This is a genomic window from Actinoallomurus purpureus (assembly GCF_024055795.1).
Classification (GTDB): domain Bacteria; phylum Actinomycetota; class Actinomycetes; order Streptosporangiales; family Streptosporangiaceae; genus Actinoallomurus; species Actinoallomurus purpureus.
Genome location: NZ_JAMXMY010000002.1, coordinates 367,840 through 391,619, shown reverse-complemented (window position 1 = coordinate 391,619; position 23,780 = coordinate 367,840). Strand labels below are relative to the sequence as shown.

23 protein-coding genes are annotated in these 23,780 nt (G+C 72.1%); 10 read left to right on the top strand and 13 right to left on the bottom strand.

The window, feature by feature from the left end; all coding sequences use genetic code 11:
* Positions 1 to 61: 61 nt before the first annotated feature.
* Both groL and groES read right to left on the bottom strand, forming a co-directional pair.
* The gene (gene groL, locus NE236_RS06565; RefSeq protein ID WP_252840897.1) at positions 62 to 1,684 is read right to left on the bottom strand and encodes a chaperonin GroEL; all 1,623 of its coding nucleotides are present in this window, start codon (positions 1,682 to 1,684) and stop codon (positions 62 to 64) included.
* Positions 1,685 to 1,773: 89 nt separating this feature from the next.
* Complete coding sequence (gene groES, locus NE236_RS06560; RefSeq protein ID WP_141956791.1) at positions 1,774 to 2,085, bottom strand: co-chaperone GroES; 312 nt, start codon at positions 2,083 to 2,085, stop codon at positions 1,774 to 1,776.
* 279 nt (positions 2,086 to 2,364) lie between these two features.
* On the opposite strand from groES, the gene NE236_RS06555 reads away from it, so the two are divergent.
* From NE236_RS06555 to NE236_RS06520, 8 genes are all read left to right on the top strand, one after another.
* Positions 2,365 to 3,567 (top strand): class I SAM-dependent methyltransferase, encoded by a 1,203-nt coding sequence (locus NE236_RS06555; RefSeq protein WP_252840896.1) that lies wholly within the window; start codon positions 2,365 to 2,367, stop codon positions 3,565 to 3,567.
* Between the two features lie 157 nt (positions 3,568 to 3,724).
* Entirely contained in the window at positions 3,725 to 3,940 is a 216-nt protein-coding gene (locus NE236_RS06550; RefSeq protein ID WP_289849969.1) for a TFIIB-type zinc ribbon-containing protein, read from the top strand.
* 161 nt (positions 3,941 to 4,101) lie between these two features.
* Positions 4,102 to 5,346 carry a coiled-coil domain-containing protein gene (locus tag NE236_RS06545; RefSeq protein WP_252840894.1) on the top strand — a complete coding sequence of 415 codons (1,245 nt, stop codon included), beginning with the start codon at positions 4,102 to 4,104 and terminating at the stop codon, positions 5,344 to 5,346.
* Between the two features lie 160 nt (positions 5,347 to 5,506).
* Positions 5,507 to 6,427 carry an aminoglycoside phosphotransferase family protein gene (locus NE236_RS06540; protein ID WP_252840893.1) on the top strand — a complete coding sequence of 307 codons (921 nt, stop codon included), beginning with the start codon at positions 5,507 to 5,509 and terminating at the stop codon, positions 6,425 to 6,427.
* A 432-nt stretch (positions 6,428 to 6,859) separates the two neighbouring features.
* Positions 6,860 to 7,381: a toxin-antitoxin system HicB family antitoxin gene (locus NE236_RS06535; protein WP_252840892.1), complete on the top strand. Its 522-nt coding sequence runs from the start codon at positions 6,860 to 6,862 to the stop codon at positions 7,379 to 7,381.
* Positions 7,382 to 7,449: 68 nt separating this feature from the next.
* Entirely contained in the window at positions 7,450 to 8,322 is an 873-nt protein-coding gene (locus NE236_RS06530; RefSeq protein WP_252840891.1) for a DUF4097 family beta strand repeat-containing protein, read from the top strand.
* A gap of 316 nt (positions 8,323 to 8,638) precedes the next feature.
* On the top strand, positions 8,639 to 9,583 hold the full coding sequence (locus NE236_RS06525) for an ATP-binding cassette domain-containing protein (protein WP_252840890.1): 945 nt from the start codon (positions 8,639 to 8,641) through the stop codon (positions 9,581 to 9,583).
* Positions 9,580 to 10,362 (top strand): ABC transporter permease, encoded by a 783-nt coding sequence (locus NE236_RS06520; RefSeq protein ID WP_252840889.1) that lies wholly within the window; start codon positions 9,580 to 9,582, stop codon positions 10,360 to 10,362. Before NE236_RS06525 ends, NE236_RS06520 begins: the two co-directional genes overlap by 4 nt.
* A gap of 468 nt (positions 10,363 to 10,830) precedes the next feature.
* On the opposite strand, the gene tsaD is transcribed toward NE236_RS06520, so the two are convergent.
* The 10 genes from tsaD to NE236_RS06470 all read right to left on the bottom strand — a co-directional run bounded on the left by tsaD (position 10,831) and on the right by NE236_RS06470 (position 19,396).
* Positions 10,831 to 11,862, bottom strand: coding sequence for a tRNA (adenosine(37)-N6)-threonylcarbamoyltransferase complex transferase subunit TsaD (gene tsaD, locus NE236_RS06515; protein WP_252840888.1), 1,032 nt, complete (start codon positions 11,860 to 11,862; stop codon positions 10,831 to 10,833).
* Positions 11,859 to 12,329, bottom strand: a complete 471-nt coding sequence (gene rimI, locus NE236_RS06510; RefSeq protein ID WP_252840887.1) for a ribosomal protein S18-alanine N-acetyltransferase — start codon at positions 12,327 to 12,329, stop codon at positions 11,859 to 11,861. Before rimI ends, tsaD begins: the two co-directional genes overlap by 4 nt.
* An 11-nt stretch (positions 12,330 to 12,340) precedes the next feature.
* On the bottom strand, positions 12,341 to 13,003 hold the full coding sequence (gene tsaB, locus NE236_RS06505) for a tRNA (adenosine(37)-N6)-threonylcarbamoyltransferase complex dimerization subunit type 1 TsaB (protein WP_252840886.1): 663 nt from the start codon (positions 13,001 to 13,003) through the stop codon (positions 12,341 to 12,343).
* A gap of 41 nt (positions 13,004 to 13,044) precedes the next feature.
* Positions 13,045 to 13,758 (bottom strand): hypothetical protein, encoded by a 714-nt coding sequence (locus NE236_RS06500; protein WP_252840885.1) that lies wholly within the window; start codon positions 13,756 to 13,758, stop codon positions 13,045 to 13,047.
* 137 nt (positions 13,759 to 13,895) lie between these two features.
* Positions 13,896 to 14,318, bottom strand: coding sequence for a tRNA (adenosine(37)-N6)-threonylcarbamoyltransferase complex ATPase subunit type 1 TsaE (gene tsaE / locus NE236_RS06495; protein ID WP_252841150.1), 423 nt, complete (start codon positions 14,316 to 14,318; stop codon positions 13,896 to 13,898).
* Between the two features lie 29 nt (positions 14,319 to 14,347).
* Positions 14,348 to 15,427, bottom strand: coding sequence for an alpha/beta fold hydrolase (locus NE236_RS06490; protein ID WP_252840884.1), 1,080 nt, complete (start codon positions 15,425 to 15,427; stop codon positions 14,348 to 14,350).
* Positions 15,424 to 16,572 carry an alanine racemase gene (gene alr / locus NE236_RS06485; RefSeq protein ID WP_252841149.1) on the bottom strand — a complete coding sequence of 383 codons (1,149 nt, stop codon included), beginning with the start codon at positions 16,570 to 16,572 and terminating at the stop codon, positions 15,424 to 15,426. The genes NE236_RS06490 and alr overlap by 4 nt, the downstream gene beginning before the upstream one ends.
* A 56-nt stretch (positions 16,573 to 16,628) precedes the next feature.
* Positions 16,629 to 18,134, bottom strand: a complete 1,506-nt coding sequence (locus tag NE236_RS06480; RefSeq protein WP_252840883.1) for an NAD(P)H-hydrate dehydratase — start codon at positions 18,132 to 18,134, stop codon at positions 16,629 to 16,631.
* Positions 18,135 to 18,147: 13 nt separating this feature from the next.
* Entirely contained in the window at positions 18,148 to 18,504 is a 357-nt protein-coding gene (locus tag NE236_RS06475) for a holo-ACP synthase (protein ID WP_252840882.1), read from the bottom strand.
* Positions 18,505 to 18,517: 13 nt separating this feature from the next.
* A complete protein-coding gene (locus NE236_RS06470) occupies positions 18,518 to 19,396 on the bottom strand; it encodes a helix-turn-helix transcriptional regulator (RefSeq protein WP_252840881.1) in 879 nt (292 codons plus the stop codon).
* Positions 19,397 to 19,497: 101 nt separating this feature from the next.
* On the opposite strand from NE236_RS06470, the gene NE236_RS06465 reads away from it, so the two are divergent.
* On the top strand, positions 19,498 to 20,880 hold the full coding sequence (locus NE236_RS06465; RefSeq protein ID WP_252840880.1) for an MFS transporter: 1,383 nt from the start codon (positions 19,498 to 19,500) through the stop codon (positions 20,878 to 20,880).
* A gap of 3 nt (positions 20,881 to 20,883) precedes the next feature.
* Here the strand turns inward: NE236_RS06465 and coaA are convergent, their stop codons facing one another.
* On the bottom strand, positions 20,884 to 21,822 hold the full coding sequence (coaA, locus tag NE236_RS06460; RefSeq protein WP_289849967.1) for a type I pantothenate kinase: 939 nt from the start codon (positions 21,820 to 21,822) through the stop codon (positions 20,884 to 20,886).
* 111 nt (positions 21,823 to 21,933) lie between these two features.
* On the opposite strand from coaA, the gene glmS reads away from it, so the two are divergent.
* Positions 21,934 to 23,778, top strand: coding sequence for a glutamine--fructose-6-phosphate transaminase (isomerizing) (gene glmS / locus NE236_RS06455; RefSeq protein ID WP_252840879.1), 1,845 nt, complete (start codon positions 21,934 to 21,936; stop codon positions 23,776 to 23,778).
* The last annotated feature ends 2 nt before the right edge of the window (positions 23,779 to 23,780 follow it).

The window sequence follows — 23,780 nt, the reverse complement described above, 5'->3', positions numbered from 1 at the left end:
CCACGGACGTGGCGAGGGCATCCGGATGATCCGTCGGCCGTGATCAACGGCCGGCCGATGATCAGTGGCCGTGACCGTGACCGTGGCCGCCCGCGGCGGCGTCCGGCTCGTCCTCGGGCTTTTCGGCGACGAGCGCCTCGGTGGTGAGCAGCATTCCGGCGATCGACGCGGCGTTGCTGACCGCGGAACGGGTCACCTTGACCGGGTCGATGACGCCCTGGGCGATCAGGTCGCCGTACTCCTCGGTCGCGGCGTTGAAGCCGGAGCCGACGGGCAGCGCCTCGACCTTGGAGACGACGACGTAGCCCTCTTGGCCGCCGTTCTCGGCGATCCAGCGCTGCGGCTCGACCAGGGCGCGGCGGACGGCCTCGGCGCCGGTGGCCTCGTCACCGGACAGGCCGAGCGCGTCGAAGCCCTCCTTGGCGACGTGCACGAGCGCGCTGCCGCCGCCGGAGACGATGCCCTCCTCGATGGCCGCGCGGGTCGCGGAGATGGCGTCCTCGAGACGGTGTTTCTTCTCCTTGAGCTCCACCTCGGTGGCGGCGCCGACACGCAGGACGCAGACGCCCCCGGCCAGCTTCGCCAAGCGCTCCTGGAGCTTCTCGCGGTCCCAGTCGGAGTCGCTGCCCTCGATCTCGCGGCGGATCTGGCGGATCCGGTCCTCGATCGAGGCCGCCTCGCCCTCGCCGTCGACGACGGTGGTGGCGTCCTTGGTGACGGTGACCCGCCGGGCGCGGCCCAGCACGTCGAGGTCGACGCCGTCGAGCTTGAGGCCGACGGCCTCGGTGACGACCTGGCCGCCGGTGAGGACGGCCATGTCCTCCAGCATCGCCTTGCGGCGGTCGCCGAAGCCGGGGGCCTTGACGGCGACGCTGACGAACGTGCCGCGCAGCTTGTTCTGGACGAGCAGCGCCAGGGCCTCGCCCTCGACGTCCTCGGCCACGATCAGTAGCGGCTTGCGGGTCTGGGCGACCTTCTCCGCGAGCGGCAGGAACTCGGTGACGTTGGAGATCTTGCCGTCGTGGATGAGGATGTAGGCGTCCTCAAGGACGGCCTCCATGCGCTCCGGGTCGGTCACCATGTACGGCGACAGGTAGCCCTTGTCGAACTGGAGACCCTCGGTGAACTCCAGCTCCAGGCCCATCGTGTGGGCCTCCTCGACGGTGATGACGCCGTCCTTGCCCACCTTGTCGAACGCCTCGGCGATGAGCTCGCCGATCTTGGCGTCCTGGGCGGAGATGGTGGCGACGTGCGCGATCGACTCCTTGTCGTCGACCTCGCGGGCCGACTTGAGCAGCTGCTCGGAGACGTAGTTGGCGGCGGCGTCGATGCCCCGCTTGAGGTTGATCGGCGACGCGCCGGCGGCGACGTTGCGCAGCCCCTCGCGAACGAGCGCCTGCGCCAGGACCGTCGCGGTCGTGGTGCCGTCACCCGCGATGTCGTTGGTCTTGGTGGCGACCTCTTTGGCGAGCTGCGCGCCGAGGTTCTCGTACGGGTCGTCGAGCTCCACCTCACGCGCGATGGTGACACCGTCGTTCGTGATGGTGGGGGCGCCCCACTTCTTGTCGATGACGACGTTGCGGCCGCGCGGGCCGATCGTCACCTTGACGGCGTCCGCGAGGGCGTTGACTCCGCGCTCAAGGGCGCGGCGCGCGTCCTCGTCGAACTCCAGGATCTTCGGCATTGGGAAGCTCCAAGTATGGGTGTCCGTGGACGTGCACAGCCCCGGCCACCCTCATCGGGGTATGACCGGGGCGGCGCATTCGTTGGGTCTTACTTCTCGACGACGGCGAGCACGTCGCGGGCCGACAACACGAGGTAGTCCTCGTTGTTGTACTTGACCTCGGTGCCGCCGTACTTGCTGTAGAGGACGACGTCCCCGACCTTGACGTCGAGCGGAACGCGCTTCTCGCCCTTGTCGTCGAAGCGACCCGGACCGACGGCAAGGACGGTGCCCTCCTGGGGCTTCTCCTTGGCCGTGTCGGGAATCACGAGACCCGACGCGGTGGTCTGCTCGGCCTCGAGGGGCTGAACGACGATGCGGTCCTCGAGCGGCTTGAGAACAACCTTGGTGGCGGTCGACACGATCTGACCTTCCCCTTCGATTGCGTATCCTCGGCCGACCAGATCGGCCAGCCGCATGTTGGAGACGCGACCACGGTGGCCTGCCGTCGCGGGTGCCAGACCAGCCTGTCGCTTGATTGGCACTCTCATATGGAGAGTGCCAGTTGGAGATTATGCCGTGGCCGGGAACGCGTCAACACGGGCCCCCGCGCGCCGCCCACCTGTCGTTATATGCCGCTTTCGCGTGGGTCTCGGAACGTCCGGTACACCCCGCGGCCGCCCGGCCACTACCGTCGTCGGGTGGACATCGCCGCATTTCAGGGGCTCCTCACCCCCGAAGGCCAGGCACTGCTCGGCGAGATCGGCGCCGCCGACGTCGACGAACGCACGCTCCTGGCCACCGCATCGCGCCTCCGCGCCCGCCACCCCGCCGACCTGGTCGGGGCCGCGCTCACGCAGGCGCGGCTCCGCGTACGCGGCCGGGCCAAGTTCGGCGCGGACGCCGACCGCATGTACTTCACGCCGCAGGGACTCGAGCAGGCGACCCGGGCCAGCGTGGCCCGGCACCGGGCACGGCGGTTCGCCGACCGGCTCGGCGGCCGCTCGCCGCGGGCGACGGTGCTCGACCTCGGCTGCGGCATCGGCGGCGATCTGCTCGCGCGTGCCCGTGCGGGCGTCGGCGGCCTCGGCGTCGAGCTCGACCCGCTCACCGCCGCCGTCGTGCGCGCGAACCTGAGCGCCTTCGCCCTGGAGGACCTGGCGGGCGTACGGCAGGGCGACGCCGCCGCGCAGGACCCGGAGGGGCACGCCGCCGTCTTCGCCGACCCCGGCCGCCGCACCGCCCGCGGGCGGGTCTTCGACCCGGAGGCGTACCTGCCGCCGCTCGGCACCGTGCTCGCCCTCGCGGGCCGGGCGCCGGGCGCCTGCGTCAAGGTCGCCCCGGGCATCCCGCACGAGGCGGTACCGCCGGGTGCGGAGGCCGAATGGATCTCCGACGGCGGGGAGGTGAAGGAGGCGGCGCTGTGGCTCGGCGACCTGGCGGGCGACACGCCGCGCCGGGCGACCCTCCTGCGGCAGGACCGGGAGGCGGCGACCCTGGTCGCCGACCCCGGGCTCGGACCGCCCCCTGTCGCCGGCTGGCGCCGCTACCTGTACGAACCGGACGGCGCCGTCGTCCGGGCCCATCTCGTCGCCGAGGTCGCGGCCGGTCTCGACGGGGCACTGGCCGATCCGCGGATCGCCTACATCACCTCCGATCTGCTGCGCGCGACGCCGTTCGCGCGTCCGTACGAGGTCCTGGACGTCCTTCCGTTCGCGGTGAAGCGGGTGCGGGCGGCGCTGCGAGCCCAGCGGACGGGCAACCTCACGATCAAGAAGCGCGGTTTCGCGGGAGACGTGGAGCGGCTGCGCCGTGACCTGCGCACGGACGGGACCGAGGAACGCGTTCTCGTGCTCACCCGCGTGGGCGACGCGCCGACCGCCCTGATCTGCCGCGAGGCCTGACCGTTCGCCTGACGATGAGGGGGCGACACGCCAGAGTCCGGCAAAGACCACGGTGGTGACCGTGTCCGGCTGACTACTCTTGGCGACCGGAAGGCCGCGCCGCGGCCGTGATGACGGGCGCCCACGAGGCGGGCGCGGGCGAAGACGGGGGGCGACGATGGCCGACGCCGTACTGCGGTGTCCGAAGTGCGGTGCCGGAATGGTGACCTTTCAGCGGGGCGGCATCGTCTTTGAGGAGTGCTCCCGCTGCCGCGGGGTGTTCCTCGGGCGGGGAGAACTCGACCGCCTGATCTGGCGCGGCCCCAACCATGTCGCCGCCGTCGGCGGGCATCCGGCGGGGCTCTCGTACGAGGGCCGGCACCGCCGCGCCTGAAAAAGGGCGCTTTGCCGCACGTGGATAAGAATCTCTTTTCCCTGAATTTCTTTTCTTCGGCTCGATGACCTTGGTCCGCTCAATAGAGTGTCACTTCGCGATCCACGCCGCTGCCATTTCCGCGCGCAGATCGGCGGCACGGCAAACGAAGGAGCACCCGGGTGGACACCAATCACAACTTCCTGCAGACGGGGGGTCAGCCGGTCTCGGACCGAATGCGAGAATTGCTAGCCCGCGCCGCACAAGATCACGTCTATGAGCAGCGTTCGACCGGCCAACTCCTCGACGAGGTCCACCAGCGACTTGAGGGAATAGAGTGGCTGCTCCGCGAGGTCCGGGAGCGTGAGCTCACCGGCCTGACGACCCAGCTCGATACCGTCCGCGGCCAGGTCGACGAGCTGTGCGGCAAGCCTCCGGAGTGGGCCGAGGGCCTGGCCGAGCACATCGAGTCGGTGGGCGAGAAGGTCAAGCCCGTCGCCGAGCTGCCCTCCCTGTGGGCCGACGTCGGGGTCATCGCCGAGAACGTCGACGAGGGCCTGGCCCGCATCCAGGCCGTGCTCGACTCCAGCAGGAGCATCACCGACGCGACGCTGCAGGCCGCCCAGCAGATGGACGACCTGACCAAGCGGCTCGACCGGCTCGCCGGCACCATGGAGGCCGCGTCGGTCCGGTTCAACCGGCTGGACAAGACCCTCGCCGACCTCGGGCACCGGTCCGAGAAGCTCGAGCATGAGATCAACGGAGTGGCCGGCAAGGTCGACCAGTCGCTGAACGACATGGCCGAGCGTGTCGAGCAGGGCCTCGAGGCCGTCAACGGCAGGGTCGAGGGCGTCGGCGGGCGCCTCGACGGCATCGACGGCCGGCTCGAGGGCCTGTCCGGCAAGATCCGTGGGGTCGAGGGTCATTTCCAGGCGCTGGAGGCCAAGGTCGACGGGGCCTGCGACCGCGTCGACGGCGTCGACCAGCAGATCGGCCGGCTGCCCGTGACGCTGGAGATCAACGAACTGCACCGCAAGGTCGCCGCGGTCGGCGATCGCCCGTTCATCGACCCCACCGACCGGTTCGACGCCTTGGAGAAGCGTCTGGCCGAGGCGGTCGACCCCCTCATCGACGAGTTGCGGGCCAGGCCCGATCGGGACGAGGCGGAGGAGACCCTGTCGAAGATCGTCGAGGCGTCCCGCGTCGACCTGACCAAGCACATGGAGATGCTCCGCGAGGATCTCCTGCGCCAGGTCGTCGGGGTGCACGACGACGTCACCCAGCGGGTCACCGGCGTGCAGCACGACGTGACCAAGCAGGTGACGACCGCCCATGAGGATCTGATGAAGCGGCTCGTCACGCTGGAGGAGACGATGCTGGCGCTGGCCGAGGCGCTGCTCCGGCCGCGACGTGACGGCAAGGACTGACGGAGTGGCCGCTCACAAATCACTTTAGAGCGGCCACTTCTCCTCTATTGCGCCATTCACGGCAGTTTGGGCGCTGTTCCCGCAATGACATGCCGTTCGCTCTGCCTCGCATTGACAAAATCACTACCGATCCTCGGCCGAATCCGTTTTGATGGTGGCCGTGACCTTCCCCACGCTCTCCGATCCGCCGAGCGCCGCCACGCTGCGCTGGATCGAAAAATGCCTGGGGGCCGGCAGTGAGGTGAAAATGGTCCGGCCCATGGTCGGCGGGCTGGCCCATGTCAACCACGCGGTGCTCGCGGAGAGCCGCTCGGGCACCGTGCATCGCCTGGTGCTGCGGCGCTGGGCGTCGTCCGGCTGGCCCGTCATCGACATCGACTTCTCCCCCGAGCTGGAGATCGCGGCGCTCACCCTGCTCACCGCGTGCAACATCCCCACCCCCGCCCTGGTGGCCGCGGACCCCTCCGGCGCCCACTGCGACGTTCCCACGTTGCTGATCACCCGGCTGCTCGGCCATCCGCCCCGCCCGTCAAACGCCGAGCTGCCCGAATACCTCATCCAGCTGGCCGTCGCGCTGCTGTCCGTCCACGCCGTCGCCGGGGCGTCGACGATGCCTCCATACCGCCCGTACAACCGCCTCGAGATCCGGCTCTCCCCCCGCCACGCCCGGCGACCGGCGCTGTGGGAGCACGCGCTGGACGTCGCCGCCGGACCCACCCCCGGCGCCACGCCCCACTTCATCCACCGCGACTACCACCCCGACAACACGCTGTGGGCCGGCGGCCGCCTGACCGGCATCGTCGACTGGTCCAACGCCGCGTACGGCCCGATCGCCATCGACATCGCCCACATGCGGCGCGCCCTCGCCCTCCGCTACGACGTCACGGTCGCCGACCGCTTCTCGGCCTCCTTCGACCAGGTGTCCGGGGGATACCGGCACGATCCGTACTGGGACCTGCGCACGGTCCTCGACCTGCTGCCCGAGCAGCCCGACCGGACGATCGCCGCCCGCGACATCCCGGCCCTGGAGGGCCTGCTCGACCACGCCCTCGTCGACCTCGGCGCCCCGGCCCGCTTCTGACCCTGCCCGGCTTCTGACCCTGCCCGGCTTCTGACCCTGCCCGGCTTCTGGCCCTGCCCGGCTTCTGGCCCTGCCCGGCTTCTGGCCCTGCCCGCCGCCGGCGAAGCCGCGCGGCTCGCGGAACGGTCCGGATGGGTGACGCCATAATGACGTCACCTTGCCCTCCGGCCCACCGGCCCTCTCTCCATTTTGGGGCCGGGGCGTGGGCGGACATGTCCCCCTCCCGCCGTACCCGCCCACTTCCGGCGACCGCCGACCGGTTCAGGCCCCGGCGGATCCCTCCGCGGCGAACCCGCCCAGGTCACACCGTCCCGCCGTGCGCGCCACCACCCGGCAGGTGACACCTCCGCGACCGCCATGGAGTCTTGGTGACGTCAAAGTGACGTCACATCGATGTTGTCGTGACGCCATAAGGTGTGCCATGCTGACGTCATGCACTTGGAGTCATACGTCGCCCAGCTCCGCCAGGAGCTCGCGGTCGCCGCCGAGGCCGGCGGTGAAGAGACCCGTGAGCTCGCGGAGCGGCTCACCGCGCCCCTGCAGTCGGCGGTCCGGCTGGTCCTGCTGGAAGCTCTGTCGACCGCCGCAGAGGAGATCACCCGAGAGCTCGCTCCCGGCTCGGTGGATCTGCGCCTCCGCAGGGGCGAGCCGGAGTTCGTCGTGGAGTCGCCCGCCACCGGGGCGGAGGAGGCCGCCGTCGCGGCGGCGCCCGCAGCGGAGCCCGCGCCGCCGGTGTCCTACGGCGCCAAGGACGGCGCCGTCTCCCGGATCAGCCTCCGTCTCCCCGAGGAGCTGAAGACCAGGGCCGAGCAGGCCGCCGACCGGGAAGGGCTCTCGGTCAACGCCTGGCTCGTCCGCACCATCGCCGAGGCCGTGGAGCGTACGGACCGCGAGCATGACGTCCGCAGGCGCTCGGCTCCGCGCGGCGGGCGCTACACCGGCTGGGCCCGCTGACCCGGGCCTCCCTCCGAACCACCGACCACTGGCGGGGTCGTGGACCCCGCGACCAGAAAGGCCGCACCATGCCCACATTCACCACCCCCGAGCCGATCTCCGCCACCGTCGACGTCGTCATCGGCGAGATCCGCATCACCGCGTCCGACCGCACCGACACCGTCGTCGAGGTCCGTCCCGCCGACGAGTCGAAGGCGGGAGACGTCCGAGCCGCCGAGGAGACCCGGGTCGAATACACCGACGGCCGACTACTGGTCAAAGGACCGAAGCGGTTCGGCGGCATGATCGGCCTCGGCCCCGGCAAGGACGCCGCGGTCCAGGTCCACGTCGAGCTCCCCTCGGGCTCCGACCTGCACGCCTCGTCGGGACTGGGCAACTTCCACTGTGCGGGACCGTTCGGCGACTGCGAGGTGTCCAGCGGCGCAGGCGTCATCTGGATCGAAGAGGCCCACGCGCTTCAGGTGAAGAACGGCGGCGGAGACGTCACGGTCCAACACACGGCCGGTGACGCGAAGATCACCACAGGCATCGGCGAGGTGCGCCTCCGCCGGGCCGACGGCACCGTCACCGTCAAGACCTCCTCAGGGGCCACCTGGGTCGGCGAAGCAGCCGGTGACGTGCGCGTACGCTCCGCGAGCGGGGACATCGTGATCGACCGGGCGTACGCCGACGTCGACGCGAAGACCGCCGCAGGCAAGATCCGGATCGGTGAGGTCTCCCAGGGCTCCATCGGCATACAGACCGCCGCCGGCCAGCTGGAGATCGGCGTCCGCGAAGGCACCGCCGCCTGGCTCGACGTCCAGGCCGTCGCCGGAAGCGTGCGCAACCTGCTGGACACGGCCGACGGCCCCGGCGAGTCCGACCAGACCGTCCGGGTCCACGCCCGTACCTCCCTCGGCGACATCGTGATCCGCCGCGCCACCCTGACCCCTCAGGACTGAGTCACACGAGGAAGACACGATCTGACGCCTGACCTCCGGCGGGCGCCCGCCCGCCGACCGGCCCTCCCCTGCCCCGACCGGGCTGCGACCTCTCGCCGACCGACTCTCCCCTACCTCGACCGGGCTGCGACCTCTCGCCCCAGTGCCGTGACCATCGATCACGAGGCCCGGTAGCGCGTTCGCCTCGCCCCCGTTCTCCCCCGGCCGAGGCCGAGGCGATTCAACGATCCCCTCTGATTCCCTCCCCTCTCCACCCAGGGCGGTGTGCCGCCGCATCCGCGGCACGCCGCACCCTGACGCGCCCTGAGGAAGTGCCATGCCCGCAGCGATCAAGGCCACCGGCCTTCGCAAGTCCTACGGCGACAAGCTCGTCCTGGACGGCATCGACCTGTACGTCCCGCAAGGAACGGTCTTCGCGTTGCTCGGCCCGAACGGCGCCGGCAAGACCACCACCGTCCAGATCCTGTCCACGCTCATCGACGCCGACGCCGGCCAGGTCGAGATCGCCGGCCATGACCTCGCCGAAGATCCCGACGGCGTACGGTCCGCGATCGGGGTCACCGGCCAGTTCTCCGCCCTCGACGACAAGCTCACCGGCCGGGAGAACCTCATCCTCATGGCCGACCTGCATCACCTCGGCAAGATCGAGGGCAGGCGACGCGCCGACGCCCTCCTGGAGCGGTTCGACCTGCGCGACGCGGCCGGCAAGCTCGCCGCCACCTACTCCGGCGGCATGCGCCGCCGCCTCGACCTGGCCATGACCCTGGTCGGCGACCCGCGCGTCATCTTCCTCGACGAGCCGACCACCGGTCTGGACCCGCGCAGCCGCCGCACCATGTGGAAGATCATCGGTGACCTCGTCGCCGGCGGCGTCACCGTCCTGCTCACCACGCAGTACCTGGATGAGGCCGACCGGCTCGCCGACCAGATCGCCGTGCTCGACCACGGAAGGCTGGTCGCCCAGGGCAGCGCGCAGGAGCTCAAACGCCGCGTACCCGGCGGCCACATCCGGCTCCGTTTCGCGGACGCCACCGAGCTCCACCGCGCCGCACACCTGCTGACCGACGCCGTCCTCGACAAGGAGAACCTCACCCTCCGCGTCCCGAGCGATGGCAGCCTCCCCGCACTGCGGGCCCTGCTCGACCGGCTCGACGCCACCGCCGTACAGCCCGAAGAGCTGCAGGTCCACACGCCCGACCTCGACGACGTCTTCTTCGCCCTCACCGGCCGTCCCGACACCGCCAAGGAGGCCCTCCGTTGAGCGCCCTGTCCCATGCCGCGAGCGACTCGGCGACCATGCTGCGCCGCAACCTCCGGCACGCCCTCCGTTACCCGTCCCTGACCCTCAGCGTCGCCGGACTGCCGATCATCTTCCTGCTGCTGTTCGTCTACGTCTTCGGCGGCGCGCTGGGCACCGGCATCGGCGGCAGCCGGGCGCAGTACCTGGACTACCTCGTCCCAGGGATCATCCTGATGACCGTCGCGTCGGGGTCCCTCATGACAGCCGTGGCGGTCTCCGTGGACGTGACCGAGGGGATCATCGACCGGTTCCGCACCATGGCGATCTCCCGTGCCTCCCTGCTGACCGGGCACGTCATCGGCAGCCTGATCACCACGATGTTCAGCACGGCACTCGTCATCGGCTTCGCCCTGGCCCTCGGCTTCCGGCCCGACGCCGGTCCGGTCGAGTGGATCGCGACGATCGGCGTCCTCCTGATGGTCACGTTCGCGCTCACCTGGCTGGCGGTGGCCCTCGGTGTGTTCGCCAAGTCCCCCGAGAGCGCCAGCAACCTGCCCCTCCCCCTGCAGCTCCTGCCGATGATCGGCAGTGGGTTCGTCCCCACCGGCTCCATGCCGGCGGGCCTGCGCTGGTTCGCCGAGTACCAGCCCTTCACTCCCGTGATCGAGACCCTGCGCGGCCTGCTGATGGGCACACCCATCGGGCACAGCGCCGTCACCTCCGCCGCGTGGTGCGCCGGCATCGCCCTCGTCGGCTACGTCTGGGCGAAGACCCGGTTCAACCGCAACCGAGCCCGCTGACCCGGTGCCTTCAGCGACCTGCGTCCCGACCCGGCGAGGGTCGGGACGCAGGCGTTCGGACCGCTGCACACTGCGCCGGAGCCGGCTTCCCGTCGGACGGATTGCTCGGTCATAGGCCGACCCGAGGGCTGGGCCGAGGTGGTTCGCCCCAGTGTGGGATGGCGGTCACCGAGCATTCGGCCCGCCGTCATTCCGGATCGCCGAGGTCGACGGCGCGACGGTCGGTGCGGCCGTGTGGGTGAAGCCACCGCGTACCCGCCGCCCGCCCGCACTGGCGGCACGCCGCCGCTATTGACGGCTCGCCGCCGCTATTGACGGATGGACGTCCTCATTGTCGGGTTGGTGGCGTCAATTACGACGCCGGAGTCGGCGCTGCGGCCAGAGCGTCCGCTGCGCGTCGCCTCGACCCGGCGCCCGGCTGACCGGATCGGCCGGCGTGGCCCCGGCTGGACCTGGCCACCTGGCCGTTCAGACGAGGACCTGGGTGATGGGGAGGGAGCTGTCAGCGGGGAGGCCCAGGTCGGACGGGGGGAGGCCGGCGGCGACGAGCTCGGAGCCGAGGGCCGCGACCATGGCACCGTTGTCGGTGCACAGCTTCGGCCGGGGCACGCGCAGGCGGATGCCCGCCGCGTCGCAGCGTTCCTGGGCCAGGGCCCGCAGCCGGGAGTTGGCCGCGACACCGCCGCCGACGAGCAGGTGGGACACCCCGTTGTCCTTGCAGGCGGCGATGGCCTTCTTGGTCAGAACGTCCACGACCGCCTCCTGGAAGGCCGCGGCGACGTCGGCGACCGGAACCGGCTCACCGGCGCGTTCGCGGGCCTCCACCCAGCGGGCCACCGCGGTCTTGAGGCCGGAGAAGGAGAAGTCGTAGGTGCCGTCGTCGTACTTGCCACGCGGGAAGAACACCGAGCCGGGGTCGCCCTCCCGGGCCGCGCGGTCGATGTACGGGCCGCCGGGGAAGCCGAGGTCGAGCACCCGCGCGACCTTGTCGAACGCCTCGCCGGCCGCGTCGTCGACGGTGGCGCCGAGCGGGCGCACGTCGGAGGCGACGTCGGGGACGAGGAGCAGCGAGGAGTGGCCACCGGAGACGAGCAGCGCCACGCACGGCTTCGGCAGCGCGCCGTGTTCGAGCTGGTCCACGGCGACGTGGGCGGCGAGGTGGTTGACGCCGTACAGCGGTCTGCCGAGGCCGAGGGAGTACGCCTTGGCGGCGGCGACGCCGACGAGGAGGGCGCCGGCCAGACCGGGCCCGGCGGTCACGGCGATCGCGTCGATGTCGTTCAGGGTGACGCCGGCGTCGGCCAGGGCGCGGTCGACGGTCGGCGTCATGGCCTCCAGGTGCGCCCGTGAGGCCACTTCGGGGACGACCCCGCCGAACCGCGCGTGCTCTTCGACGCTGGAGGCGATGGCGTCGGCCAGCAGCGTGTGGCCGCGGACGATGCCGATGCCCGTCTCGTCGCAGGACGTCTCGATCCCCAGGACCAAAGGTTCGTCCCTCATTTTCCCACTTCCTGTCCGGCGGGCGCTCCGCTCCGCCGCGAGTCACGGACCATCACGATCGCGTCCACCCCGGAGGGCTGGTAGTAGCGCTTGCGGACGCCGACCGGAGTGAAGCCGAAGCGTTCGTACAGGCGCCGCGCCCGGTCGTTGTCGGCGCGCACGTCGAGGAACACCTCGGGGCAGCCGCGGGCCGCGGCCTCGTCCAGCAGCGCGGTCAGCATCCGGGCGCCGAACCCCCGCCCCTGCAGCTCGGGCCGTACGCCGATGGTGAGCACGTCGGCCTGGGCGCCGACGGCGGCCAGGCCTGCCCAGCCGGCGAAGCGCCCGTCGTCGTCCTCGACCACGACGTAGTGCCGCGTGCCGCCCGGGTCGGCCAGCTCCTCGCGGTAGGCCTCCTCCGACCAGAACTCCTCGGGGAACAGCACGGGCTCGAGCGCCAGCACCTCGGGCACGTCGTCGGCGGTCATCGGGCGCAGCGTCACGGCTGCGTCACCCGTTTGCGCGGCCCCGGCTCGCGGGCGTCGGGCTTGCGGAGGTACAGCGGGACGGGCGGCACCAGGTCGGGGCCGTCGCCGCCGGACAGCCGGGTGATCACCAGGTCGGCGAGCGCGGCCGCGGACGGCAGCGCGGGCTCCTGCCCGGCGAGCGTGTCGGCGTACAGCAGCGCGCCCTCCCCGATGGCGGGCAGGCCCGGCTCGGCCGCCTCGGCGGGCTTGCCGACGGCGGGGCCTGCGCTCCGCGCGCGGCCCGAGGCGTACGACGCCCAGTAGACCTCCTTGCGCCGGGCGTCGGTGGCCACCACGAAGGGGTCCGGGCGGCCGGACTGCCAGGCGAGGACGTCGAGGGTGCAGACGCCGTGGACCGGGACGCCGAGCACGGCGCCGAGCGCGCGGGCGGTCGTCAGCCCGACGCGCAGGCCGGTGTAGGGCCCGGGGCCGACGCCGACCGCGATGGCCGACAGATCGGCCCGGGTCACCCCGGCCTCCTCGAGTACGGTCGCGATCGCGGGGGCGAGCACCTCGGCATGCCGCCGCCGGTCGACCGCGTTGGACTCGGCGCGTAGCCGGACGCCGCCGGAGGTGCCTTCGCTCAGGGCGACGGTGACCGCGGCGGTCGCAGTGTCAAAAGCCAAGACCAGCACGACCTATGAGCGTAGCGCGCCCACGGGGTGGTCTCGGCCGGTCAGGACTGGGACTGGAGCTTGGAGACGACGTCGCGGGCGGCGGACAGGGCGCCGTTGGTGGCGTCGGAGGACGTCAGCGGCTCCGTGTCGTCGCCGCCGGCGTAGTGGACGGTGACGAGGACGTTGGCCAGCCGGGCGTTGGCGACGGCCTCCCCGCTCTCGTCATTGTCGACCGTGTACACGACGTACGCCTGTTCGCCGACGCCGCTGACACCACGGCTGTCGCGCACCTTGACGGTGTCGGCGAGGTCCTTGCCCGCGCGGTCGGACTCCCATTCCTGGCCGAACGTCCGGGTCGCGACGCTCGTCGCGCTCGTGCCGCCTTCGGCGCTGAGGGCGCGCAGTTCGATGGTCAGCTGCCGGCGGGTGGTGCCGAAGAGGCTCCACGCGCATTCGCTGTGCTGGTCGGACTGGGTCGCCTGGCTCATCGCGGTGCGGTCGGCGTTCGGAGCGAGTTCGTCCGCGACCTTCTGGCTCAGCGCCGTGCAGGCGTCGGGGACCAGGTCGCGCTCGGAGCCGCCGGGCGCGCTCATGGGTGAGCTCTGCGGTCCCCCGCCGCCCTTCGATGACGCCGTGTGACGGGCCGTGCCCGTACGGAGGAGGGCGAAGGCCACGACGGCGCAGACCGCGACGGCCAATGCGAGAGCGCCCGCGACGGCCCAGACGCGTGTGTTGCGTCCGGCCGGGCGGGGAGCGCGACGGCGACCACTCACCAGATCTCTCCCCCTCGATCCATCTGTCCTGATCTGCCAGGAAGGTGAGATTTATCCGTGAGGGTATTTCAAAATCCCCGAAACGTCTGCGTCATGCCGAAAGGGACCGGTCCAACATCGGCCGACCCTGGGAGCGGTCACAGCACGTGATCGATCGACCCGTCCGCCCAGCGTGCGCCCACACCGGTGATACGGACGGTCCGCTCCTCCGTCTCACCGCGCTCGATGATGACCTCCAGACGGTCCTCGGACAGCTCCTCGACCAGGCCCTCACCCCACTCGACCACGGTCACGGCGTCCTGCAGATCGAGGTCGAGATCGTCGACCTCCTCCAGACCACCGAGACGGTAGGCGTCGACGTGCACCAGCGCGGGCCCCCCGGCCAGCGAGGGGTGCACCCGCGCGATGACGAAGGTCGGCGAGGTCACCGGCCCCCGGATCTTCAGGCCCTCGCCCAGCCCCTGGGTCAGCGTCGTCTTGCCCGCGCCGAGCGGGCCGGACAGCACGACCAGGTCGCCCGCGCGCACGACGGCGGCCAGCCTGCGGCCCAGCTCGCGCATCACCTCATCGGTGGGAACCGGAATGGGTTTCACGCCGACCGCTCCTCTTCCTCGACGGGGCGCACCCGGTCGATCAACCGGACGAGCGCCCGGGTGACGATCTCAGGATGCTCCAGCATGGTGACGTGGCCGGCCTCGGCCACCTCCACGAGCTCCGCGTCGCTCAGCACCGCCGCGATCGCCCGCCCGTGCGCGGCGGGCGTCAGGCGGTCCTCGTCGGCGGTGACGACCAGCGCGGGCAGATTCTTGAACACCTGCAGCGCCGCGAGCTTGTCGTGGGCGGCGAGCGTCGGATAGAACTCCGCGATCACGTCGATCGGCGTGGACCGGATCATCTGCTCGACGAAGTCCACCACCGTGGGGCTGACCTTCTTGTCGCCGAAGGCGATCCGGCGGGTGGCCATGAAGGCGACGTCGGCGCCGACCCGCCGACCGCGGTCGATCAGCTCGGCGCGCTTGCCGAGGCTGCGCGTCACCCGGGGCAGCGCCGCCTTGAAGACCTTCCCGAACGCCATCGGCAGGCCCAGGCTCAGCTCGGCCAGCTCGCCCGAGGACGTGTTGATCAGGGCGACGGCGGCGACCCTGCCGTCCTCGAACAGCTCCGGATGGCCCTCGGCCAGCGCCATGATGGTCATACCGCCCATCGAGTGGCCGGCCAGGACCACCGGCGCGCCGGCGTCGACCGTCGCCTCCAGGACGGCGAACAGGTCCTCGCCGCACTGGTCGACGGTGGCGTGGACGAAATCGCTGCGCCCGGACCGGCCGTGGCTGCGCTGGTCCCAGAACACCATCCGCAGGTCGCCGTCCCGGCCGAGGTCGCGCCGCTGGTAGTGCCAGCAGTCCTGGTTCAGGCAGTAGCCGTGGCAGAAGACGACCGTGAGCGGCGCGTCGTCCGGCCCGTCGATCTCGACGTGGAGGGGCACGCCGTCGGTGGCCTCCACGGTCAGCGACCGTCCGCGCAGCCCACCGAACGCCTCGTTCGCGTCGGGGTCGGGGGTCAACCGGGCCCGACCGACGGCGTACCTGCGCGCGGCGACGACCGCGCCGACGCCGACCGCGCCGGCCGTGCCGACCGCCGCGCCGATCAGGCCGATGCGCTTCTTGTTCATGCGGGACCTCCGTCGTACGCGCGGGGGACGCGGGCGCCGATGCGGGTGACGATCTCGTAGGAGATCGTGCCGAGCAGGTCGGCCCAGTCCTGTGCGGTGGGCTCGCCCCGGTCGCCCGGGCCGAAGAGGATCACCTCGTCGCCGGCGTGGATCTCGTCGTCGCCCACGTCGATGACGAACTGGTCCATGCAGACCGTGCCGGCGATGCGCCGCCGGCTCCCCGCCGCCCAGACCTCCAGGAGGTTCGTGCCGGCGCGCGGGATCCCGTCGGCGTACCCCAGGGGGACCAGCCCGAGCGTCGTCTCCCGCTCGGTGGTGTAGCGATGGCCGTACGACACGCCCGTGCCCGGCCCGACCCGCTTGGCGATCACGAGCCGCCCGGTGAGGGTCATCGCGGGCCGGAGCCCGAAGTTGCGGCCCTCGCGCCCGTCGGAGGCCGGGTGCGACGGGATCGGGCTGAGGCCGTACGCGGCGATGCCGGGGCGCACCAGGTCGTAGCGCGCCTCCGGGATCGTCAGCGTCGCCGCGGAGTTGGCCAGGTGACGGACCTCCGGGCGCACGCCCGCCTTCTCCGCCAGCTCGACGGCGTCGGCGAAGACCTTCAGCTGCGACGCGATCGACGGATGGCCCGGCTCGTCCGCGCACGCCATGTGGGACCACAGCCCCACCACCCGGACGTGCCCCTCCGACTGCGCCCGGAGGGCGGCGTCCACGACCGACGGCCAGTCGGCGGGGGTCGCCCCGTTGCGGGACAGCCCGGTGTCGGCCTTCAGGTGCAGCCGCGCTGTACGGCCCGCGCGCACGGCGGCGTCCGCGATCTCCTCGACGAGGCGGACCGAGCCCGCCGACAGGTCGACGTCGGCGGCGACGGCCTCGTGGAACGGCTCGCCGGGCCCGTACAGCCAGCACAGCATCGGCGCGTCGATGGCGGCCCGCCGCAGGAGCATCGCCTCGGCCAGCGAGGCGACGCCGAGCCGGGACGCGCCGCCCGCGAGGGCGGCGTGGGCGACCGGGATGATGCCGTGCCCGTACCCATCGGCCTTGACGATCACCATCACCTCGGCGCCCGCGGCCTTCTCACGCAGGACGCCGACGTTATGGCTGATCGCCGCCAGATCGACATGTGCTGTCGCGGGGACGCTCAACATGCGTTCCAGTGTGGCAGCCACCGGCGTGAGGTCCGGCCATCCTCGCGGCCAGGTCAGGCGGACACCGTACGGAACGCCCCCGGCAGGGCGTCCACGACGTCGTACGCGCTGATCGGCGCTTCGCCGCGGCCGTACGGGTCGGCGGACAGCCGCGCGGCCAGGCCGTGGAGGTACGCCCCCGCCGTCGCCGCGTCGATCGCCTCCAGGCCGCCGGCCAGCAGCGCGCCCGTGAGCCCGGAAAGCACGTCGCCGGTGCCCGCCGTGGCCAGCCAGGGCGTGCCGGTGGGGTTCACCCGCACCGGCCGCTCGGCCTCGGCGATGACCGTGGTGGAGCCCTTGAGCAGCACGGTGGCGTTCAGCTCCTCGGCGGCGCGGCGCACGTGCTCCAGTCGCCGCGCCTCGACCTCGGCGGGGTCCGTGCCCAGCAGCCGGGCCAGCTCCCCGGCGTGCGGGGTGAGCAGGGTCGGCGCGGTCCGCCACAGCAGGTCGCGCCGCCGCGACAGGACGGTCAGCCCGTCGGCGTCCACGAGGACCGGCAGGTCCGAGGCGAGGACCTGGGCGAGCAGCGCCTCGGCCCGCTCGTCGGTGCCGAGCCCCGGGCCGGCCACCCACGCCTGTACGCGCCCGACCTTGTCCAGCGAGTCGCCGATGACGGTGGTGACGGCCTCCGGCCAGCGCTGCCGGACCAGCTCCACGGGGTGCTCGGAAGAGGCGAACCGCACCATGCCGGCCCCGCCGTGCACCGCCCCGCCGACGGCGAGGACGGCGGCGCCGGTGAAGGCCTCACCGCCGGCCAGCACGCCGACGACGCCCCGGCGGTATTTGTCCGACTCGTTGGTCGGGCGGGGCAGCCGGTCGGCGATGTCGTCGGCGCGCGGCGCGCAGACGTCGGGGTCCGGGAGGTACGGGCCGAGCCCGATGTCGACGAGTTCGACCACGCCCGCGTGCTGGGCTCCCGGGTCGACGAGCAGGCCCGGCTTGTAGATCCCGAACGTGACGGTCACGTCCGCACGGACCGCTGGCCCGGCGACCTGTCCCGTGCTCGCGTCGATGCCGCTCGGCAGGTCGCAGGCCACGACGACCGCCCCGCCGGCCGCGGCCCGCCCGGCCAGCCCGGCGTACGGCTCGCGCAGGCCGCCCCGGCCGCCGATGCCGAGCATGCCGTCGATGATCAGTTCGGCCAGGTCGATCTCCTCCGCCACCCGCGCGTCGTCCGCGACGGGCACCGCCCGGCCGCCGGTGGCGCGCAGCTCGGCGAGACCGCCCTCATGGGTCTTCGCCCCGGCGAGGATCGCGGTGACCCGGGCGCCGCGCCGGGCCAGGCCCGCGCCCGCGTACAGGGCGTCGCCGCCGTTGTCGCCGCTGCCCACCAGCAGGACGACCCGCGCGCCGTACACTCCGAGGCCCGCCTCGCCGAGCGCCCGTCCGCCGGACAGGAGCCGGGCGCAGACCGAGGCCAGGCCGGCCGCGGCGCGCCGCATGAGCGTCCCCTCAGGCAGGCGGGCCATCAGCGTCCGCTCGGCGGTCCGGACCTTGTCCACCTCATGCGCGTACCGCATCACGCTCGCCTCCTCATCGGGTGTTCTCCGCTATCACCACCGCGACGGCGACGCCTCCGTCGTGGCTGAGCGACAGGTGCCACGTGGTGACGCCCAGCCGGTCGGCCGCCTCCAGGATGGTGCCCGCCACGTGCAGGCTCGGGCGGCCGTCCTCGGCCCGGCGCACCTCCGCGTCGGTCCACTGCAGGCCGCGCGGCGCGCCGAGTGCCTTGGCCAGGGCCTCCTTGGCGGCGAACCGCGCGGCGAGGGACCGTGGCGGCAGCCCGCGTTCGTGGTCGGTGAAGAGCCGGACGGCAAGGCCGGGCGTGCGCTCCAGGGACCTGGCGAACCGGGCGACGTCCACGACGTCGATCCCCACTCCGACGATCACCTGACCAGGTTTATCACTCCGCGCCGATCGTGGCCGCGTGGACATGGTCGACGGCGGGGGCGCCGGGATGGTCGATCAGCCACTGAACGCGCTCCCGGCTCTCCGCGTCGACCGGCGTGTAGACCGCCATCCGGGTCTCCGGGGTGGCGGTGACGGCGAAGTTGACCACCGACAGCCGGATCACGCCGACCGAGGCGTGCTGGAAGATCTTCACGCGCGTGGCCGGGACCGCGACGTCGTGCGCGGCCCACATCTCGGCGAACTCGGGACTGGCCGACGACAGGCGGTGCACGAGCTCGGTCCAGGAGGTCTCGCCGAGGTGGCGGCCGAACGCCCCGCGGAACGTCGCGACCATCTGCGGCAGCTCCTCGTCGCGGTTGACCATCGGGCTGCAGCACTCCGGGGTCACGAACATCCGCCAGATGAGGTTCCGGGGCACGTCGTCCTCCAGCACCTTCGGCCACATCGCCGCGTAGGCGGCGTTCCACGCGAGGACGTCATAGCGGCTGGTCAGGACCGCGGCCGGGAGAGGGACCAGGCCGTCGAGGACGGTCTGCACCTGCGGCTCGAGGCGCTCGTGGACCGCAGGACCGGGTACGGAGGGGACGGCCGCGAGCCGGTAGAGGTGCTCGCGCTCGGTCTGGTCCAGGCGCAGCGTGCGCGCGATCGCGTCGAGGACCTGGACACTCACGTTGATCGGCCGGCCCTGTTCGAGCCAGGTGTACCAGGTGACCCCGACCCCCGCGAGCTGGGCGACCTCCTCGCGGCGTAGGCCCGGCGTACGGCGGCGCAACCCGGCCGGAACGCCCACGTCGGCGGGGGTGATGCGCTCCCTGCGGCTGCGCAGGAAGGCGGCCAGCTCGGTCCGCCGTCGCGAGGTCGTCACGGTCACCCGTCCATGGTGCGTCAACCCCGGCGGCCGTGCCAGGTGCTGGTAACACCAGTATCAGCGGGCTCTCACCACCCGTATCGCTTCGCCCGCAGGCTCGGGGCATGGCCCAGATCACCCTCGACGCCCCCGCGGCGCGCGCGCCGGTCCGCCGCGGCGGGCTGCTGACGCTCATCATGCTCGGCCAGTTCATGGCGGTCCTCGACGTGACCGTCGTGAACGTCGCCGCACCCACCATCCGTACCGACCTGCACGCCTCCGGCGCGGGCCTGCAGCTCGTCATCGCCGGCTACACCATCGCGTACGCCACGCTGCTCATCACCGGTGCGCGGCTCGGCGACATCCTGGGCCACCGGCGCGCCTTCCTCGGGGGGCTCGCGGTGTTCACGGCCGCGTCCCTGGCGTGCGGGCTGGCCGGGACGACCGGCCTGCTCATCGCGTTCCGGCTCATCCAGGGAGCGGGCGCCGCGCTCATGGTGCCGCAGGTGATGAGCCTCATCCAGCGTAGCTTCACGGGCACCGCCCGGGCGCGGGCGCTGAGCCTCTACTCGGCCGTGCTGTCCGGCGGCGCCGTCGTCGGACAGGTCGTCGGCGGCGCGCTCGTGAGCGCCGACATCCTCGGCACCGGCTGGCGCCCGGTGTTCCTCGTGAACGTCCCGATCGGCGTGGCGCTGCTGATCGCCGGGCCACGAGTCCTGCCGCGTGACACCGGCGAGCCGGGCCGCCGCCTGGACATCCCCGGTGTGGTCGGTCTGTCGGCCGCGGTCGTGTGCTTCGTCGTGCCGCTCGTGCTCGGGCACGAGGAGGGCTGGCCGGGATGGGGTTGGCTGATGCTGGCCGGCAGCATCGTGCTCTTCGGCGTCTTCGTGGCCGTGCAGCGCCGGGCGACCGCGCCGCTGATCCCGGGCCGGCTGCTCCGCACGCCCGGTGTCGTCCCCGGTGCCGCCACGATCTTCGTCTGCATGGCGACGTTCGGCGGGTTCCTGTTCAGCCTGGCCCTCCACCTACAGGGCGGCCTCGGAGAAACGCCCCTGCGGGCGGGGCTGTCCTTCATCCCCGGCGCCGGAGGGTTCGCGCTGGCCAGCCTGAACTGGCGGCGGGTGCCCGCCCGGTGGCACCGCCTGATGATCCCGGTGGCCTTCCTGGTGGCGGCCCTCGGTTACGTCGGGCTGGGGGTCTTCCGGTCCGGCGGGGCCGGGTTGGAGGTGGCGATGGGCCTGACCGGCCTCGGCCTGGGCGGAGCCTTCAGTCCGATGCTGACGATGGCGCTCGCCGACGTCCCTGTCACGGACTCCGCGGACGCCAGCGGTCTGCTCGTCACGATGAGCCAGCTCGGTCAGGTCGTGGGCGTGGCGACGTTCGGCACGCTGTTCCTCAGCGTGGCGCCGCCGACCGGTCACGCCCTGGCCATGACGGGCGCGGCGCTGGCGGCGACGGCCGCCCTCGGAGCCTGCTGCTCGCTGTTGGTCGTACGGCCGCGGCGCTGACGCTCAGATGCGGCGGAGGCGTACGCGGTGGATCCGATGGTCGCGGTCCTTGTGCAGGACCAGGGTGGCGCGGTCCCGGGTCGGCAGGATGTTGGCCACGAGGTTGATCTCGTTGGTGTCCCGCCAGAGCTTCTCCGCGTACGCCGCGGCCTCGTCCTCATGCACCCGTGCGTACGGGTGGAAGAAGGACCGCTCGTCCGTGAAGACCGTGCGCCGCAGCGCGAAGAAGCGGTCGACGTACCACTGGCGGATGTCGTCCACCCGCGCGTCGACGTAGATGGAGAAGTCGAACAGGTCCGACAGCGCGAGACCGCCCGGCCGGGCCGTCTGCAGGACGTTCAGACCCTCCACGATGAGGATGTCGGGCCGCTTGACGACCTGCCGGATGCCGGGCGCGATGTCATAGGCCAGCGGGTCGTACACCGGAACGGACAGCTCGGTGGCGCCCGCCTTCACCGCGGAGACGAACCCCAGCAGCGCACGGCGGTCGTACGACTCCGGGAAGCCCTTGCGCTCCATGAGCCCGCGCTCGGCAAGGGTCGCGTTCGGATAGAGGAAGCCGTCGGTGGTGACGAGTTCGACGTCCGGCTCGCCGGGGCCCCGGGCGAGCAGCGTCCGCAGCAGGCGCGCCACGGTCGACTTGCCGACGGCGACGCTCCCGGCGATGCCGATGATGAACGGAGTGGGGGCGCCCGGGGCGCCGAGGAAGGCGCCGACCGCGTCCCGCAGGCGGCCGTCGGCGGCCCTGAACAGTCCGATGAGCCGGGCCACCGGCAGATGGACCCCCTCCACCTCGCCGAGGTCGATGGGGTCGCTCAGCCCGCGCAGGGCCTCCAGCTCATCCGCTGTGAGCGACAGCGGCATCCCCGCCCGAAGCTCCCGCCATTCCTCGCGACCGAATTCCACATAGGGGCTGGGCACACCGCCCCCATCAGTGATCATGGCGTCACCTTAGCGTTTCCTGAAGTCCACTCTGGGTGATCTTTACCGGATGCGGACAGTACCGGCGGCACTGGTCTACCCGCTCACCTGGAGCCATTACGCTGGCGTCCCATGTGCGGAATCGTGGGGTACGTCGGCTCGCAGTCCGCTCTCGACGTGGTCGTCGACGGGCTCGCCAGACTGGAATACCGAGGCTACGACTCGGCGGGCGCCGCGGTGCTGGCCGACGGCAAGCTGACGGTCACGAAGCGGGCGGGCAAGCTGGTCAACCTGCGCGACGCGCTCACCGAGAGCCCGCCGCCGCTCAGCCACGCGGGCATCGGCCACACCCGCTGGGCCACCCACGGCCCGCCGAACGACCGCAACGCCCACCCGCACATCGACTGCACCGGCGCGGTGGCGGTCGTGCACAACGGCATCATCGAGAACTTCGCCGCCCTGCGCGTCGAGCTGGAGGAGCGCGGCCACGAGCTGTCCTCCGACACCGACACCGAGGCCGTCGCGCACCTCCTGGAGGAGGAGGTGACCAAGGGCGTCGGGCTGACCGAGGCGATGCGGCGGATCTGTGGACGGCTCGATGGGGCCTTCACCCTCGTCGCCGTGCACGCGGGCGAGCCCGACCTCGTCGTCGGCGCGCGCCGCAACTCCCCGCTGGTCGTCGGCGTCGGCGACGGGGAGAACTTCCTCGCCAGCGACGTGGCCGCCTTCATCGCGCACACCCGCGACGCGATCGAGCTCGGTCAGGACCAGGTCGTCGAGCTGCGCCCGTCCGGCGTCACCGTCACCGACTTCGCCGGCGCCCCGGCGCCGGTGAAGGAGTACCACGTCGACTGGGACGTCTCCGCCGCCGAGAAGGGCGGCCACGACTACTTCATGCTCAAGGAGATCGCCGAGCAGCCGCGGGCGGTCGCCGACACGCTGCTGGGCCGGGTCGGCGCCGACGGGCGCCTGTCCCTGGACGAGATGCGCCTGTCCGACCAGCAGCTGCGCGACGTCGAGAAGATCATCATCGTGGCGTGCGGCACGGCGTACCACGCGGGGATGATCGCCAAGTACGCGATCGAGCACTGGGCCCAGATCCCGTGCGAGGTCGAGCTGGCCAGCGAGTTCCGGTACCGCGACCCGATCCTCGCCCGCTCCACCCTGGTCATCGCGATCTCGCAGTCCGGCGAGACCATGGACACGCTGATGGCCGTGCGGCACGCCCGTGAGCAGCGCGCCAACGTGCTCGGCATCTGCAACGTCAACGGCTCGACGATCCCGCGCGAGTGCGACGGCGTGCTGTACACCCACGCCGGCCCGGAGATCGCCGTCGCCTCGACCAAGGCGTTCCTCACCCAGCTCGTCGCCGTCTACCTGATCGCGCTGTACTTCGCGCAGGTCCGGGGGACCAAGTGGGGCGACGAGGTCTTCGCCATGATCCAGCTCCTGGGCACCATGCCGGAGAAGGTGGAAGAGGTCCTGGGCACGGTCGAGCCGGTCCGCGAGCTCGCCCGGTCGCTGGCGGGCGAGCGCTGCGTGCTCTTCCTCGGCCGCCACGTGGGCTTCCCCGTGGCCCTGGAGGGCGCGCTGAAGCTCAAGGAGCTCGCGTACATGCACGCGGAGGGCTTCGCCGCCGGTGAGCTGAAGCACGGCCCGATCGCGCTGATCGAACAGGACCTGCCGGTGGTGGTCGTCGTGCCGCCGCGCGCCCGGCCGATCCTCCACGACAAGATCGTCTCCAACATCCAGGAGATCCGCGCGCGGGGGGCCCGTACGATCGTCATCGCCGAAGAGGGCGACGAGACCGTCGCGCCGTACGCCGACACGCTCATCCGGGTCCCGGCCGTGCCGACGCTCCTGCAGCCCCTCGTCACGACGATCCCGCTGCAGGTCTTCGCCTGCGAGCTGGCCACGGCACGGGGCCACGACGTCGACCAGCCCCGCAACCTCGCCAAGTCCGTCACCGTCGAGTAGGG